The sequence below is a fragment of the Riemerella anatipestifer genome, assembly GCF_009663465.1.
GTDB lineage: Bacteria > Bacteroidota > Bacteroidia > Flavobacteriales > Weeksellaceae > Riemerella > Riemerella anatipestifer_C.
This window is the reverse complement of sequence record NZ_QXHU01000007.1, coordinates 1-16,337: the sequence shown is the minus strand read 5'-3', so window position 1 is coordinate 16,337 and position 16,337 is coordinate 1. Positions and strand designations below refer to the sequence as shown.

Annotated in this window: 16 protein-coding genes and 1 rRNA gene; 14 read left to right on the top strand and 3 right to left on the bottom strand. The window is 35.0% G+C overall.

Features of this window, described 5'->3' with window-relative positions; translation table 11 throughout:
* Positions 1–340 precede the first annotated feature (340 nt).
* The 3 genes from D1003_RS10110 to rlmD are packed head-to-tail and all read right to left on the bottom strand — an operon-like array spanning position 341 to position 2,853.
* A complete protein-coding gene (locus tag D1003_RS10110) occupies positions 341–997 on the bottom strand; it encodes a DUF6048 family protein (RefSeq protein WP_153936890.1) in 657 nt (218 codons plus the stop codon).
* The gene (locus tag D1003_RS10105; protein WP_153936889.1) at positions 963–1,442 is read right to left on the bottom strand and encodes a DUF6452 family protein; all 480 of its coding nucleotides are present in this window, start codon (positions 1,440–1,442) and stop codon (positions 963–965) included. The genes D1003_RS10110 and D1003_RS10105 overlap by 35 nt, the downstream gene beginning before the upstream one ends.
* A 1-nt stretch (position 1,443) precedes the next feature.
* Positions 1,444–2,853, bottom strand: a complete 1,410-nt coding sequence (gene rlmD, locus D1003_RS10100) for a 23S rRNA (uracil(1939)-C(5))-methyltransferase RlmD (protein WP_153936888.1) — start codon at positions 2,851–2,853, stop codon at positions 1,444–1,446.
* A gap of 165 nt (positions 2,854–3,018) precedes the next feature.
* Here rlmD and D1003_RS10095 point away from each other — a divergent pair, with 165 nt between their 5' ends.
* From D1003_RS10095 to D1003_RS10030, 14 genes are all read left to right on the top strand, one after another.
* Positions 3,019–4,680, top strand: a complete 1,662-nt coding sequence (locus D1003_RS10095) for a DUF6909 family protein (protein ID WP_153936887.1) — start codon at positions 3,019–3,021, stop codon at positions 4,678–4,680.
* 104 nt (positions 4,681–4,784) lie between these two features.
* A complete protein-coding gene (locus tag D1003_RS10090) occupies positions 4,785–5,369 on the top strand; it encodes an LUD domain-containing protein (protein ID WP_004917587.1) in 585 nt (194 codons plus the stop codon).
* Between the two features lie 21 nt (positions 5,370–5,390).
* Complete coding sequence (locus D1003_RS10085; protein ID WP_153936886.1) at positions 5,391–6,269, top strand: phosphatidate cytidylyltransferase; 879 nt, start codon at positions 5,391–5,393, stop codon at positions 6,267–6,269.
* 16 nt (positions 6,270–6,285) lie between these two features.
* A complete protein-coding gene (locus D1003_RS10080) occupies positions 6,286–6,939 on the top strand; it encodes a phosphatidylserine decarboxylase family protein (protein ID WP_153936885.1) in 654 nt (217 codons plus the stop codon).
* Positions 6,939–8,243, top strand: a complete 1,305-nt coding sequence (locus D1003_RS10075; RefSeq protein WP_153936884.1) for a TIGR00341 family protein — start codon at positions 6,939–6,941, stop codon at positions 8,241–8,243. The genes D1003_RS10080 and D1003_RS10075 overlap by 1 nt, the downstream gene beginning before the upstream one ends.
* A 78-nt stretch (positions 8,244–8,321) precedes the next feature.
* The gene (locus tag D1003_RS10070; protein WP_153936883.1) at positions 8,322–9,197 is read left to right on the top strand and encodes a DUF6089 family protein; all 876 of its coding nucleotides are present in this window, start codon (positions 8,322–8,324) and stop codon (positions 9,195–9,197) included.
* A gap of 4 nt (positions 9,198–9,201) precedes the next feature.
* Positions 9,202–9,948: an isoprenyl transferase gene (locus tag D1003_RS10065; protein ID WP_153936882.1), complete on the top strand. Its 747-nt coding sequence runs from the start codon at positions 9,202–9,204 to the stop codon at positions 9,946–9,948.
* Between the two features lie 33 nt (positions 9,949–9,981).
* Entirely contained in the window at positions 9,982–12,534 is a 2,553-nt protein-coding gene (locus D1003_RS10060) for an outer membrane protein assembly factor (protein ID WP_153936881.1), read from the top strand.
* 15 nt (positions 12,535–12,549) lie between these two features.
* Positions 12,550–13,080, top strand: coding sequence for an OmpH family outer membrane protein (locus D1003_RS10055; RefSeq protein WP_153936880.1), 531 nt, complete (start codon positions 12,550–12,552; stop codon positions 13,078–13,080).
* Between the two features lie 56 nt (positions 13,081–13,136).
* The gene (locus D1003_RS10050; RefSeq protein WP_153936879.1) at positions 13,137–13,637 is read left to right on the top strand and encodes an OmpH family outer membrane protein; all 501 of its coding nucleotides are present in this window, start codon (positions 13,137–13,139) and stop codon (positions 13,635–13,637) included.
* Positions 13,638–13,700: 63 nt separating this feature from the next.
* A complete protein-coding gene (locus D1003_RS10045) occupies positions 13,701–14,195 on the top strand; it encodes a thioesterase family protein (protein WP_153936878.1) in 495 nt (164 codons plus the stop codon).
* A gap of 20 nt (positions 14,196–14,215) precedes the next feature.
* Positions 14,216–15,079, top strand: a complete 864-nt coding sequence (gene rfbD, locus D1003_RS10040) for a dTDP-4-dehydrorhamnose reductase (protein ID WP_153936877.1) — start codon at positions 14,216–14,218, stop codon at positions 15,077–15,079.
* The gene (locus D1003_RS10035) at positions 15,072–15,731 is read left to right on the top strand and encodes a hypothetical protein (RefSeq protein WP_153936876.1); all 660 of its coding nucleotides are present in this window, start codon (positions 15,072–15,074) and stop codon (positions 15,729–15,731) included. The genes rfbD and D1003_RS10035 overlap by 8 nt, the downstream gene beginning before the upstream one ends.
* A 404-nt stretch (positions 15,732–16,135) precedes the next feature.
* Positions 16,136–16,337, top strand: a 16S ribosomal RNA gene (locus D1003_RS10030); the annotation flags it as partial.

The following is a 16,337-nucleotide window of genomic DNA, read 5'->3' as shown; positions in this document are numbered from 1 at the left end:
TTGGCTTGACCCAAACCTAACGAAGTGGTTCGGCGGAGCCAAAAGGACCAAAAAGTCAAGACTAGAAAACTACGGCTAAAAATGTGTCGTCCATTCTAAAAGCCCTAGAACTCACGCCAAGGCTAAAGCCCGACGCTTGTTCAAACAATAGGGCTTTTTTAACGAATGGACGCCCCATTTTCTTAACGCCTCCGTTTCCTTAGGTCGGAGAGTGCAGCGGTTATTATATGTGGTAGAGTACATTTGACCTCTAAGCCCGACGGCGTTAAGAACCTCGTTACCTTTTACCCAAGAACTCGCTAGGTTTTTATATAAACCAAGTGAGTTTTTAGAAATAGGTCTAAAAATAATACGCTAAATTCCACGCAAAGCCCATATTAAATTTGCCAGAGCTTCGCCCAAATCCAGGGACAACCATAGGGAAAACGCCGTCTTGTTTTGTGGTATAAAGTAAGTATTTGGGCTGTGCATTAACATCTATAAAGAAGTTAGAATTAAAAAGCCTTACCCTTCCGCCCACGGTAGCCTCTACCCAATAAGAGGATTGCCGAGAAGTGGGCAAACTAGTCGTAAAAACTTGCCCTAGAGAGCCTTTGGTAGGAATGGCAAGGTAGGTTTGTTGATAAAAAGCAGTAGCGAGTTTACCTCCTGCATAGAATCCATTGCGACGGTCTTCGGCATCGGTTACCATCATATAGAAGGCTCCTAGCTTACCAAAAATCCCCGAAGTAGTCGCATTATAAGCATTTTTGTCATAAATGTTTTGGGCATAACCACCTTCTACAATCCCATTAAGTTTACCTTTAATTTCGCTTGAAACAAAAAACTGAATGTTCTTTTGCTTAGAAAATACCGAAAGCCCTGCCCCTAAAACATTGACGCCCACTATAGCGTTAGGCTGATATTTCCATTTTGTTTTTAGGCTGTCTTTGTCTTGGGCGGATAGGCTTAGGAAAAAAACACTAAAAAATAAGATAAAGGTGGGTTTTATTTTCATCGTGGACATTCTTTTCGTTGAGTTCTATATTTTTAACAGGGGTGTCATTCTCCAAAACAGCCGAAAGGTCGTTGTAGAGCCTTCGCATACCACAAGCAGGAGAAACATATTCCGAAACAGGTGTGTAAAGCACCCTTACTTTAGAGGGCGTTCCTTTGGTACTGGTACTAATGTAGAGGTCTGTAAAGTTGGTATCATCTACCCTCAATGGCACGAGTACCGAATCTGGTTTTAGGGCAGAAACCACGGTTTTAATGTTCTCCTCCCCTGTCAGTTTTACTCCAATAATAAGGGTGTCTGGCTGGTAGAGTTTGTTGGAACTGTCTTTAAATTTAAGTTTCATTCTAGGAGAGCTTAGTCCACTTTCACAAATATCGTCATCGCTTCCACAAGAGGCGAGGGAAAGTAGCATTCCTAAAACAAAAATGAGGTTGAGTAGTTTCATTTTAAATCTTCTTTAATAGGGCAATATTTTCTATGTGATGCGTCTGTGGGAACATATCCACAGGGAGGATTTTCTCCACACGATAATGTTCTTTCATTAAGGCTAAATCTCTTGCTTGTGTAGCAGAGTTGCAACTTACATAGACTATTTTTTCTGGGGCTAGTTTTAGGATTTGTTCCACTACTTTTTGGTGCATTCCATCTCTAGGAGGGTCGGTAATTAAGACATCTGCTTTAGGGTGTTGAGCTAAAAATTCATCAGTAAAAATATCTTTCATATCCCCACAGTAGAAGGTGCAGTTGTCTAGACCGTTGTGTTTAGCGTGTTCCTTGGCGGCAGCTATGGCTTCTGGTACAGACTCAATCCCAATCACTTGCTTGGCTTTTCTCGCTACAAACTGGGCAATAGTCCCTGTGCCTGTATAGAGGTCGTACACCACTTCGTCCCCTTTTAAATCGGCAAACTCTAGCGTCTTTTGGTAAAGAGCTAAGGCTTGTTGGTAATTGGTTTGAAAGAAAGATTTAGGACCTATTTTAAATTGCAAATCTTCCATTTCTTCGATTAAAAACCCATCGCCGTAGTAGGTTTCTACTTCTAGGTCGTAGATGGAGTCGTTAGGTTTAGGGTTGATGGCATACACCAAAGTTTTGATTTGAGGGAAAGCGTTGAGGAGATATTCAAATAAGGCTTCTCGGTCTTCCTTTTGTTCTTTGTAGAATTGGAACAGCACCATCCACTCGCCTTTGGAGTTTTGTCTTAGCATTAGTGTTCTTAAAAAACCTTCTTGATTTTTAACATCAAAAAACTCTAGCTGGTGAGCATCGGCATAATTTTTTACAGCAAGTCTTATTTCGTTAGAAGGGGTTTCTTGTAGGAAACATTCTTTTAAGTCCAAAATTTTACTCCACATACCAGGAATATGGAAGCCTAGAGCATTTTTATTGTCAATATCAACTCCATTAAGTATCTCTTCGGAAGTCAGCCATCTCGCATTAGAGAAAGAAAATTCCATTTTGTTTCTGTAGAAATACTCTTGTGGAGAGCCTAAAATCGGTAAAGCCTCAAAATCGGTTAATCCCCCAATTCGTTTAAGATTGTTAAGAACTTCGGACTGCTTAAATTCTAGTTGTTTTTCGTAAGATAGGTTTTGCCATTTGCAACCACCACATACTCCAAAGTGTTTGCATTGAGCCTCTACCCTATCTTGAGAAAATTCTATAATCTCTATAGCCTCAGCTTCGTAATATTGCTTTTTAGATTTTTTTACTCTAGCGTTTACCGTATCACCTGGGACTGCTCCCGAAACCAACACCGTTTTGCCTTCGGTGGTTTTCCCCACAGCAACGCCTTTAGCTCCCGCTGATACTAACTTTAGGTTTTCTATAATGATGTTTTTATGCTTTCTCCCCATAATTCTAAAACTAATTGATGCAAAAATAAGGTTTTAAAATAGACTTCTAAAAAGAAAATCAAAAAAGGCATATAGTAATCAATGTAGCTAAGGATAATTAAGCTAAAGACTTATAAATTTGAAAAATTATGTAAGTTTGCATTCAATTTATTCTTTTTTAACATTATGGTAAAGTCTAGAGCAAGAGAAACAACGGAGGCTATTGAGAGGTTGTTTGTGAGTATGAGGCACTTATTTTACAGAGGTTTTTTCAAGCCAGGAGGCGTGTCAGGAGAAAGCCTTAGAGATTTGTTGATGGTGATACAGCCCGAAATTTATGGTTCTATGTCTTCGCCCAAAAAGGTGGAGCTAGACGGGTTACTCTATGTGCTAGACCGTTTGCCAGAAGGGATAGAAGAATGTGCTTTTATACATTTAACTTCAGATGAGGGTTTCCACAAGGCGAGTTTTCAGCCTATCGTTCCTAAAAAGAGAAGGCGAAACTGCTACAGGATAGATGCTCATCAGATGAATATTGAGGTGCTTCTAGGAAGGTCGGAAATTTACGATATACTCACCCACTTAACTTTCTTCTACATAGAGGCAGATAAAATAAGAAACATCGGCTTTGATTTAGAAAACGGTGGTACACCTCGCCGTATTTGGAAAGCGATAGAAGAGGTTGCCAAAGGCGAAAAGAAATTTACACGAAAAGAAAAAGAAGTCGCTTTGATACAGCTTTCTGCCTTTTTGGGAAGAACTTTTGAGGAAACTTTAGATGCTTACGAAAAGTTTGGTGATGAGAAAAATCCAGACCGATTATTCAAAATCATTTATAATATGGGTGAGGTAAGTTTGGCTGATTGGCGACAAGAACGAGCGAGAGAAATCTTCTTTAGTGCAATACTTCAGGAGCGTGTGGGGCATCATTTCTTTGGCGAAAAATGGGCAAACAAGGTTAAGGAAGTTTTGGTAAATAACAACTTACACAAAAGACCTTTGCATATCATCAGTGCCAATATGCACAGTGTTAAAAATATGCTTTACGCCAATGATGCTCTTAATATCAAAAATAAAGGTAGTGTAGATTATTCTCTATACGAAAATATTAGTAACGATGCCAATCTAAGAAAAAAAGTTTCGGACTATGCCTTATCAAAAGGGCTTATCTATATAGACGACCAAAGTGGAAGTAATATAGATGTTCAAATTATAGATTTAAAGAAATTTTCTTCGGAGAATACGCCTTTTCAAGGAAAAGCTATCGGTAAAGAAGATGTGATTTTGGTGTTTGATTATGCCTTTGGCGAACAAGCCTTTGAAGTTATGGACGAGCTTTTAAAACCTTTTAAAGTAGGAGAAGAAATGTGTTTTATGCCAGTTCGTTCCATTTCTATTATGGGTAAAGCAGGGATTTTGGAAGGCAAAAAAGGAGATATTATGATACCTACCTCTCATATTTTTGAAGGAACAGCAGACAATTACCCTTTTGAAAATGCGTTAAGCCTCTCCGATTTTCAAGATGATGAACTAAAGGCATTTCAAGGGTCTATGATTACGGTATTAGGGACTTCGCTGCAAAATAAGGATATTCTTTCATTCTTTATGACGACCTCTTGGAAAGCCATAGGTCTTGAGATGGAAGGAGCTCATTATCAAAAAGCCATACAAGTAGCTTCTAAAATAAGAAATCACATCAGTCCAGATTTGTTTGTGTGTTATGCTTACTATGCTTCGGATAACCCTTTAGAAACAGGGAGTACCCTTTCTTCGGGAGGATTGGGGCTTACAGGTGTTAAGCCTACCTACCTTATCACATTGAGGATTTTAGAAAAAATATTGAATTAAGGCATTTAGTATCGTTTCATTAAAGATTGAGAATTTAATTTTTAATGCCATATATAATAAATATTTACTATTTTTGTTGAAAATATTGAAAAACCTCTGTTGGTTTGAGTTGGTTTAAGAACATCGTCGGTAAAATTTTTAATACAGAAGAGGAAGCAGAGAAGCCTAATATCATAAAATTAGGTGATAAGCTTAGTTCTGCAGATTTAGATTATAAATTTGCCCAGTTGTTTACACATTCTGGAGGAATTTTCAATTACTGTGCAGACGAGGCAGAAGCTCTTAAAACGCTCAATCAAATCGTTAAGTTAGAAGGTATGTCTTCTATCTTCTGTTGTGATGAAAACCTTAGAGATTTCTTAAATGTGATAGGGGTGTCTTCTACGGAAAGATTAGAACTTTTTAACGATGCCGCTTTTATCACTTGTGAATATCTTATCGCTTATGATGGCAAAATTATGCTTTCTCACAATAATATCTTACACTATAACTCTTCTAGACTTCCAGAGAAAATTGTGATTATAGCAACAGTTTCTCAGATAGTAACCAATCTCAACGAAGCGATGATGAAAGTGAAACGGAGAAAGAGTACTCTTAAAAATCTGACTTCAATAAGTGGAGGACAATCACATTTAGATGACCCTCAAAAAAAGAATACCAAACTTTTTCTTCTTTTGCTAGAAGATTAAATTAACTAAATCAACTCTGTTTTGGATAAAAATTTATTACTCCGTATAATATTTGGTGGTGTTTATGCACTGGTGATAATTGCTTGTACAACGCCTTATGGAGCTATTACTATCAATAATTTATTAGGTAATTATGTGGTAGGGGCAGAACAACTCTATTTTGGACTAATTACATTTCTGTTGTTTGTAGGCGTATGGGAATGCGTGAGAATGATGAAATTTGATAATACCTTTTGGAAATGGTTGGTTTTCCCAGCTGTACTTCTTGTGTATTACCGCTTTAGTATGAAGTATTTCTATAATGGTTTTTATGCTAACATTACACTATCAGAAATATTAGGATTATCATTATTACCTATTGCGGCATTAACATTGTTCCGTTATCCTAAAGAACTTTATTACGAAAATGGCAAACTCATCTTTGCTGTTATTTATACCGTGATACCTTTTTCTTTTGCATTGGGTCTACCTACTTTTATTAAAGGTTTACCAGAATCCTTTTCTATGGAAGTATTTTGGATGTTTGTTCTTATTTGGAGCAGTGATTCCTTTGCGTATGTTTTTGGAAGATTATTTGGAAAACATAAAATGGCTCCTAAAATAAGCCCTAAGAAAACTTGGGAAGGCTTTATTGGTGGAGTATTATCTACAATGTTGTTAGGTTTTTTTATAGAGCAAAACTATACGGAACTTAGAGGTAATTGGATATTAGTAGGAGTGCTGGTATCTGTATTTGCACCTATGGGAGATTTGCTAGAAAGCCAATTAAAACGAACTTTTGGAGTTAAAGATAGTGGAAATATCATTCCCGGTCATGGAGGAATTTTAGATAGGCTGGACAGCTTTATGGTATGTGCTCCAGTATTATATTTATATTTTGCGATAGAAAAGTTATTTTAATAATAAACTGATAATAATGAAATTACACAAAGAATCTAAAGGAACATTACTTGTGGTAGGAAGTGTGGTGGCTATAGTAAGCGGCTTGTCCATTTATTTTTTGAAAGGGTGGGCACTGGTTATTATACTTCCTCTTTTGGTGCTTTTAGGATTGGTTTTATGGTTTTTTAGAGTGCCTAATAGAACTATTTTGGAACATAGAGAAAATGTAATAGCACCTGTGGACGGCAAAGTAGTAATGATAAAAGAAGTAGAAGAAAATGAATTCTTAAAAGAGAAGTGCATTCAAGTATCTATCTTTATGTCGCCACTTAATGTTCATATTTGCCGTTATCCTGTGAGTGGAGAGGTAGTTTACAAAAAATATCACCCAGGTAAATATCTAGTAGCGTGGCACGAAAAATCTTCTACTGAAAACGAAAGAACTACGGTTGCCGTTAAAACTCTTTTAGGGGCTAATATTGTATTCCGTCAGATTGCAGGTTATGTTGCAAGGAGAATTGTATTCTACTGTAATGAAGGAGATGTAGCCAAAGCAGGGCACGAGTTTGGATTTATTAAATTTGGTTCTCGTATGGATGTGTTTTTACCACTAGATACAGAGATACTTTGCAAAATAGGAGATAAAACTAAGGGAGGCTTAGATGTAATCGCTAAACTGAAAAGCTAATGTTAGAAAAACTAACCAAATTAAAAGAAGTTTTTAGCCTTCTTTCTCAGCAAGAAACATTTGATAATGTTAAAGAAAACATAGCTGCAAATATTCCATTTAAAGGGACTAATCTGTGGATTTTAATTTTTGCCATATTTATAGCTTGTCTGGGGCTTAATATGAACTCTACTGCGGTGATTATAGGAGCAATGCTTATATCTCCACTTATGGGACCTATTATGGGGATTGGTTTTTCCGTTGGGATTAACGACCCTTGGATGCTTAAAACAGCCATTAAAAACTATGCCTTCGCTTCTGGAGTTGGCTTGGTAGCTTCTATGATTTATTTTTTAGTTTCTCCTATTAGCGATGCCTATTCAGAAATATTGGCGAGAACTTCTCCTAATATCTACGATGTACTTATCGCTTTTTTCGGAGGTTTAGCAGGAATTGTGGCTACTTATAGTAAACTGAAAGGTAATGTAATACCAGGAGTAGCTATTGCTACAGCACTTATGCCTCCTTTGTGTACGGCTGGATATGGGTTGGCAACATTGCAATTTTCGTATTTTTTTGGAGCTTTATATTTATATCTTATCAATACGGTTTATATAGCGTTAGCAACCTTTATTGTACTCAAGGTGGTAGATTTTCCCCGTTATCATTTCAAAGATGAGAGGATAGAGAAACGCTCTAGGAAAATTATGTGGTTTTTAGTCGTTCTTACTTTGATACCAAGTACTTACTTCGGCTATGTGATGGTGAATAAAAATAAATTTGAACGAAATGCCTCTCGTTTTATCAGCGGTGAAGCTGTATTTCAAAACAATTTTCTTTTAAGTAAGAAAATTAGTTATGAGAATGGTGAAATAGAACTTACTTATGGCGGAGAAAAGTTAAGCGAAGAGAGTATGAAAGCGCTTAAAAAAAAGGCTAATAATTATGATTTAGAGGGCGTGAAATTAGTCATAAAACAAGGGTTTAATTTTGTGCCATCGGTTAATGGGCAGAATAATATTGTTCCAGCTAATGATTCGGAACAACAGCTCAAGAAGTTTTTAGTGATGAGGAGTGATAGTATCAATGCTCATAAAAAAGAAACTGAACAAATATTTAAAGAACTTAAGGTTCAAAGTAATAATATAAAAAAGTTTGCATTCAGCACTGTGGATGAGGTTACAGACTCTTCTATAATTAAGAAGAATGTAATGCTTATAACTGTAGGAGAATCTATTAGAGAGGCAGAGAAGACCAAAATAAATGAATGGCTTAAAGTAAGAGTTAATAATCCAAAATTAGAGGTTATTTATAACATTAAATAGTTTTAACGCTTCTTTAAGATTGGCTTAACTTCAAAAAGATTTATATTTGCACATTGTTTAACTTGAAAGCAATAAATTATGAAAAAAATAATTATAGGATTGTTAGGTATTTTTACAATTTCCACATTGTCTTTTGCTCAAAGGTACGAAATTGGTATTTACGGTGGATTGAGTAATTTGATAGGAAATGTAGGTAATACTAACTATTTATTTCCTAGCATTTCAACTTTTAATGGTATTTATGGACCATCAATCAATTTAGGAGGGTTTTATAAGATAAATTTTAATCCTCATCAAGGAGTTAGGCTTAACTTATCTTACTCTAGTACCACATTTAAAGACCCTTTATCAAAGGAAGAATACCGTAGAAAAAGGGAAAACATAGGTAATAACGCAACATTCTCTTTAGAGTCTGTTTTTGAGTATCAATTTTTACCAATAAACAGTGAACAAAAAGAATCCATGTTTAGTCCATACATTTTTGGAGGTGTGGGAGCTATGTTTTATTCAAAGATTTATACGACATTAGATTTCTCTAAACATAGGTTAGTTGATGCAACAGGAGCTTTCAAGCTACCTGCAGTTGCTAGCTATCCTAATGAGGAACGAACCCTTAGTGATAGATTGACAATGTCTGTTCCATTTGGGATTGGTTTGAAATATAAGTTTAACTATAATTGGTCTTTGTTTGGGGAAATAACTTTTCGTCCCACTTTTGCAGATAATATAGACTACGGTAATATGCAAGAAAATCAAGTAAAGATTTTTTATAATGAAGATGAAATAAAGGCGATAAGAGGAGGAGTCGGGCTTTCAGAAGATGAAATAAATACTATTATAAGAACTTATGTAGAGTCAAAAAAAGTAGGAAATCTAAATTCTAAAAACTGGGTAAATTCAGTTGCTTTAGGTGTATCCTATTCTTTTGGGCGTCCACCATGTTATTGTGATTAAGAAAATGTCAGAAATAAAAAACAAAATTGATAAAAACAAATTGCCTCAACACATCGCTATCATAATGGATGGTAATGGACGGTGGGCTAAATCCAAGGGGCAAGAAAGAACCTTTGGACATAAGAATGCTATTGAAGCAGTAAGAAATGCCATCAATGCTTGTAATGAGATAGGTGTGCCTTATCTTACACTATATACCTTTTCTACGGAAAATTGGGGACGACCGTCTGATGAGGTAGATACACTTATGAATTTGTTATCAGAAACTTTATTGGTGGAGGCAGAAGATATATTTAACAAAGGGCTAAGAATGCATGTTATAGGCGATGTAGAAAGATTACCTTCGTTAGTTAAAGACCAGTTGTTAAATGTAGTAGATTTAACTAAAAATAATACCAAAGGAAATTTAGTTTTAGCTCTAAGTTATGGTTCTAGGCATGAGATTTTAACAGCAGTGAAAAAAATAGCCACCGAAGTTAAAAATGGAGAACTTTCAGTAGAGGCGATTTCAGAAAAAACCATAAGTCAAAACTTGTTTACCAAAGATATTCCAGATGTAGACTTACTGCTTAGAACGAGTGGAGAAGTAAGGATTAGCAACTTCCTTTTATGGCAAATAGCTTATGCAGAACTACAGTTTTTAGATGTTCTGTGGCCAGATTTTTCTAAAGACGATTTTTTCCAATGTATCGTGGATTATCAAAATAAAGAAAGGCGATATGGCAAAACTAGCGAGCAAGTAGCTCCTTAAAAATTTAATTGAAAAAAGAATAGATTTTATATAATGAGATATAAATTTTTACCAGTCCTTTTATTTGCAGCATCAGCTCATTTATTCGGACAAGAGGTGCCTAAAACAAATCTTCAACAAGGGGTACAAAGTGAAAGTACAACTCCAGTAGAGGACTTACAAGGGAACTATATTCTGAAAGATATAGTGGTAGACGGCATCAAAAAATATAGTGCAGATCAAGTTTTGAGGTTTACAGGGCTTAGAAAAGGAGAGCAGATAGAAGTACCTGGACAAAAAATTAGTGAGGCTATAAAAAAACTTTGGAACTCTAAGTATTTTTCCGAAGTTGAGGTCTATGTACAAAGTGTGGACGGACAAAATATTGTGCTTAGATTTTTACTAGAAGATTTAAAAGAACTAGGAGAAGTAAAAGTGGTAGGGGTAGACAAGAAAGTAAGTAAATCTAAAGCCGAAAAAATTATAAAGGATAATGATTTAAAACCAGGAGTAAAAATCACTGATGATTTAATAAATTCGGTAAAGCATAATATTGCTAAACAACAGATAGATAAAGGTTTCTCTGATGCTAGGGTGAGTATAAAAAATACCACAAATCCTAAAGATTCTAATATGATGGATTGGACGATAGAGGTACAGAGAGGAAAGCGTATAAAAATAGATCGTATTACGTTTGAAGGAAACGAGAATATTTCATCTAGAAAGCTTAGAAAAAAAGCATTTAAAGAAACTAAACAAAAAAGATTTTTATTAGGAATATTAAAGTCTTCTAAGTTTGTTAAAGAAAAATACGAAGAAGATAAAAAAAACTTAGTAAATTATTACAACTCGTTAGGTTATCGTGATGCGGTAATTGTTTCCGATTCGGTTTGGAGAAATAAAAATAATAATTATGAAATCAATGTAAAAATCGACGAAGGTAAAAAATACTATATCGGAGACATCAATTTCATTGGAAATACAGCTTATAGTACAGAGTTTTTACAGAAAGTATTAGGGTATAAAAAAGGAGATATTTATGACGCCGTAGGATTTAATAAAAAAGTGGGTGAAGATGGTGGTAAAGAAGATGATTCGGACATTAAATCTTTATACCTTAACAACGGTTATCTTTTCTCTCAAGTAACACCTGTAGAAAAAGCTGTAAAAGGAGATTCTATAGACTTAGAAATAAGAATTAAGGAGGGCGAAAAAGCCTCTTGGGACAGAGTAACGTGGAGTGGTAATACGACTACACACGATCATGTAATACTTCGTTCTTTGCAGACACGACCTGGTAATTTATTTTCCAAAAGAGATATTAAGGGAACCTATTTTGACTTAGCAGGAATGCAATTTTTTGACCCTCAACAAATTAAGTATGACATCAAACCCAATCCACAAAATAATACTGTAGATGTTGCTTGGAGTTTGGTAGAAAAGGGTTCTTCACAAGTACAATTACAGGCAGGTTATGGAGGTAACTCTTTTATAGGAACATTAGGGCTAACGTTCAATAACTTTTCTCTCAGAAATTTCTTGAGAGGTAAAGATTTTAAACCTGTACCTCAAGGAGATGGGCAAGTATTATCATTACAAGCACAGGCGGGGCAATTCTTCCAAAATTATAGCTTTGCTTTTACGGAACCTTGGTTATTTGGTAGCCGTCCAACTGCTTTATCTATAAGTTTAAATAACTCCATAGTAAAATATGCAGACTTTACAGGAGGTAGTCAAAGGTTAAATATATTCTCTGCAAATGTGGGATTAACAAGAAGACTATTATGGCCAGATTATAATTTCTCCCTTTATACAGGAGTTTCTTATCAGGGGTATAATTTCAATAACTTCCCATTCCAGTTCGGAACAGAGCAAGTAAGTAATGGCTCCGCAAACAACTTTGCGTTTAATGTTTCACTTAGTAGAAATTCAGCAGGATTTGACCCTCATTTCCCTACGCAAGGGTCTAATATAGAAGCTTCTGTAAAGTTTACTCCACCGTATTCTTTATTTTCGAATAAAGATTATACTACTATGTCCACTGCGGCAAAATACAATTGGCTAGAGTTTTATAAAGTAAAGCTGAGAGCTGAAACTTATAATACGGTTGTTGGTAAACTAGTATTACGTTCTACTGCGGAAATGGGCTTTATGGACGGATACAATAGGCAATTAGGAGCTCCACCTTTCGAGAGATTCTATTTAGGAGGTGTAGGGCTTTTTGCAGGAAGGTTTGACGGTAGAGAACTTATACCATTGCGTGGTTATCAGAATGCATCTATGACGGGTGGGTTAACAGAAGATGTTACGCCAACAGGTGGAGGTACGTTATATAACCGTTTTGCAGTAGAATTAAGATATCCAATCTCAATGAACCAAACGGCTAAAATCTATGCACTTACTTTTGCGGAAGGAGGTAACACTTGGAATAGCTTTTCAACCTATAATCCGTTCCAGTTGAAGCGTTCTGTAGGCGTTGGTATTAGAGTATTTATGGGAGCTTTTGGTTTAATTGGATTCGACTTTGCTTACGGATTCGACAAAACTATAGGAGGCATACAACCTTCGGGCTGGAATACCCACTTCTTAATGAACCAACCATTATAATCCAAATATTGAAAGATGATAAGTTTTTTTAAGAAACTCGTGTTTGTTCTCAGTCTGTTGTTTTTAAGCTTTGGTATTAAAGCTCAGAAGATAGGAGTTGTAGATACGCGATATATTTTGGAGAAGTTTCCTCAATACAAAGAGGCAGAAAAAAGATTGGAAATACAAGTGCAAACTTGGCAGACAGAAGTTAGCCAAATGCAGACCAATTACGAAGCTAAGAAAGCATCATTTGAAAATGAGAAAGTACTCCTCGTAGGAGAGCAACTAAAAACAAGGGAAAAAGAAGTCTTAGATTTAGAAAAAGAACTTAAAGAACTTATCTCTAAAAGATTTGGAACAGATGGAGAAGTTAATAAATTGAGAACATCTTTAACTAAGCCTTTTCAAGATAGAATATGGAATGCCATAAAGCAAGTTAGTGATAAAAATGGTTTAGGCATAGTTCTTGATAAGGGTAACGACGCGAATATACTATTTACTGATAAAAAGTACGATTATACCGATAAAGTATTGGATATTTTACTTAAAAATCAAAAAAAATAAGTATAATTGCAGGAAGAAATCAAAAAAACTAAAAAAATTAAACTTTATTTATTATTATGAAAAAATTAAGCGTATTATTTGCAGCGGTAATGATGTTTGTATCTATGAGTATTGCAAAAGCACAGAAGGTAGCTACAGTAGATGTAGAAGCTATTTTGAGTATGATGCCTGAAAAGAAAAAAGCAGACGAACAATTATTAAGTGTATTTAAGGCAAAACAAGCAGAAATTCAAAAGCAAGCACAAACTTGGCAAGAGGAGGTAGCAGCTTACCAAAAAGTAGCAGCTACAATGACTGAAGCTCAGAGAATTGCTAAGGAAGGAGAATTGCAGAAGAAACAACAGAATATTCAGCAAATGTCAGAGGCTGCTCAGAAAGATTATACAGAGAAGCAACAAGCAGCTTACGCTCCTATAGATAAGAAATTTATGGAAGCCACAGAAAAAGCAGCTAAAGCTAACGGGTGGGATTTTATTTTCGATTCTAACACGATGGGGTTAATCTACAAAGGAGGCGCTGATGCTACTGCAGCTGTTAAAAAAGAATTAGGACTTTAATCAAGTTGAAAATATCTATAAAGCCACTCTTTTTGAGTGGTTTTTTTATTTAAAAATTATAATATGGGAGAATTAAAAGATTTTGAGAGTATAGTTAAAATTCGTTTTGCTGATTGCGACCCAATAGGGCATCTCAATAATGTAAAATATTTGGAGTATATGCTCAATGCAAGAGAAGATCATGTGGAAGATAACTACGGATTTACCTATCAAGAATATGCACAAAAAACAGGCTGTACTTGGATTGCTATAGAAAACCAAATAGCCTATCTAAAAGAAGTAAAAGCCAATACTAAAGTTAAAATTACAAGTAAAACCATAATGATGGATAAGAGGACGGCTTTGGTGGAAATTTTAATGAAAGCTCTAGATTCTGATTTGGTTTATGCTGTGTTATGGGTAAAGGTTATTCATTTTAATCTTAAAACAAGAAAATCACAAGAACACACTCCAGAAATTACGGAACAGTTTGGTGAGTTTTTGATAGAAATATCGGAAAAAACATTCCAAGAAAGAGTTGATAACTTGAGAAAAATAAATAAATTTGTGAGGATATAGTGTAAATATTAAGATAAGATATGAGTAAAATTTTAGTTACAGGGGCTGGTGGACAACTAGGTAATTGTTTCAAAAAGTTAGAGCAAAACTATCCACAATATAACTTTGTATTTAAAACTTCAAAAGAGTTGGATATAACAGATGAAGGAGCTGTTTTAGATATTTTTAATGAGGAAAAACCATCAGTTTGTATCAATGCTGTGGCATACACCGCTGTAGATTTGGCGGAGCAGGAGCAAGAAAAAGCCTATAACATTAACGCTAATGGCGTGGAAAATCTAGCAAAAGCTTGTCAAGAAAATCAAACATTATTGATACACATCAGCACCGATTATGTTTTTGACGGAGACACAAATTTGCCATATTCAGAAGATGATTTTGCCAATCCTCTTGGCGTTTATGGGAAGTCTAAACTTAGAGGGGAAGAATTGGCTTTAGAGAATAATCCTAATACAATAGTCATTCGTACTTCTTGGCTTTACTCTGAGTTTAATAAAAACTTTGTAAAAACAATGCTTCACCTTTTTTCTCAAAAAGATGAATTAAATATAGTAAACGACCAATTCGGTCAGCCAACCAATGCAAATGATTTGGCAGAAGCTGTAATGAAAATCATAGAAACACCTTCAAAGAAAATGGGTATCTATCATTTCTCTAACTATTCAGAGACCACTTGGTACGAGTTTGCTACAAAAATTAAAGAATTCTCAAAAAGTAATATTAAACTAAACCCTATTCCAACAGAAGCCTATCCTACTCCAGCTAAGAGACCACATAGAAGTACCTTTGCTTTAGATAAAATAGAAAAAGATTATCAGATAGAAATAAAGTATTGGCAACCTAGTTTAGAGTCTTGCATAGAAATCCTTAAAGAAAATGAATAAATTTGTTTTAGCCCTTAGCCTATGTCTATCAATTGTTGGGTTTTCTCAACGATACGACTTAGTAGAAATTAAAGATAAAGTAGAAAATACAGACAAGTCATTTCACAGACTTATTAAAGAAGACACAGAAAAAGCTCGTTATATAGGTAAATTAGAAGTTGCTAATGCGTCTGTAGATGATAGGATTAATTATGTAGCAATATACAATAAGGCTAAATTTATAGGAGCTAATGCTTATCAAATTATATTTCCCGAAACTATAGATGGTCTAGAAAATAAAAGATACTATACAGTGTTACTGTATTTTATAGATGTGGAAAATATAACAAAAAACTACAATGAAGTCTATCTATTCAACATAGGAGATAAAGCTCGGAAATTAAAAGTGGGAGATAAAAGATTAACTCTTTTACCAAAATCTTATTACAAAATAAATTTAACAGAACACCCAATAGATATTTCTGTAGGAGGTTTTCTTGGTTCTAGGATTAAACTTCCATCTAAAACAGGAATCAATAATTCATTATACTTTAATGTATCCAAAACTTCACTTAAGGGAAAAGAAGGTTTTCTCAATCTAAAGACAGGAGATTTAGAAAGATTAGATGAAAATTACGCTAATTATCTATTAAATTTCTACATATCCTATTAGGGAGTAAAATTTTTCAATTTGTATATCAGTCGATTATATAGAATAGGTAAAAAAAGGGTATAAAATATTTGGAGAATAAGTTAATGAATATGTATTTTTGCATCCTCGATACGAGAGAGTAGGAGTGAGATTGAGAGGCTTAAATGCTTATGTAGTAATAAACCTAAGGATAAAGAGGTGCGTTACGAGGGGTATTTAGCGATGTTGAGAAAAATATTTAAAAATTTTTTCAAAAACATTTGGTCAATTAAAAAAAACTTTTTACTTTTGCACTCGCAAATCGGAACTGGGAAAATCAGTGGTAGATTTAGCGAGAAGAACAGAGAACATTGAAAGAAAATATAACAACCAAGTAAGGAAAAAACCAAAGCGTAACAAAACTTTGAGTGGGACAGGAAAAACATACAATGGAGAGTTTGATCCTGGCTCAGGATGAACGCTAGCGGGAGGCCTAACACATGCAAGCCGAGCGGTAGAGTGTCTTCGGATACTTGAGAGCGGCGTACGGGTGCGGAACACGTGTGCAACCTGCCTTTATCAGAGGGATAGCCTTTCGAAAGGAAGATTAATACCTCATAATATACTGATTGGCATCAATTAGTATTG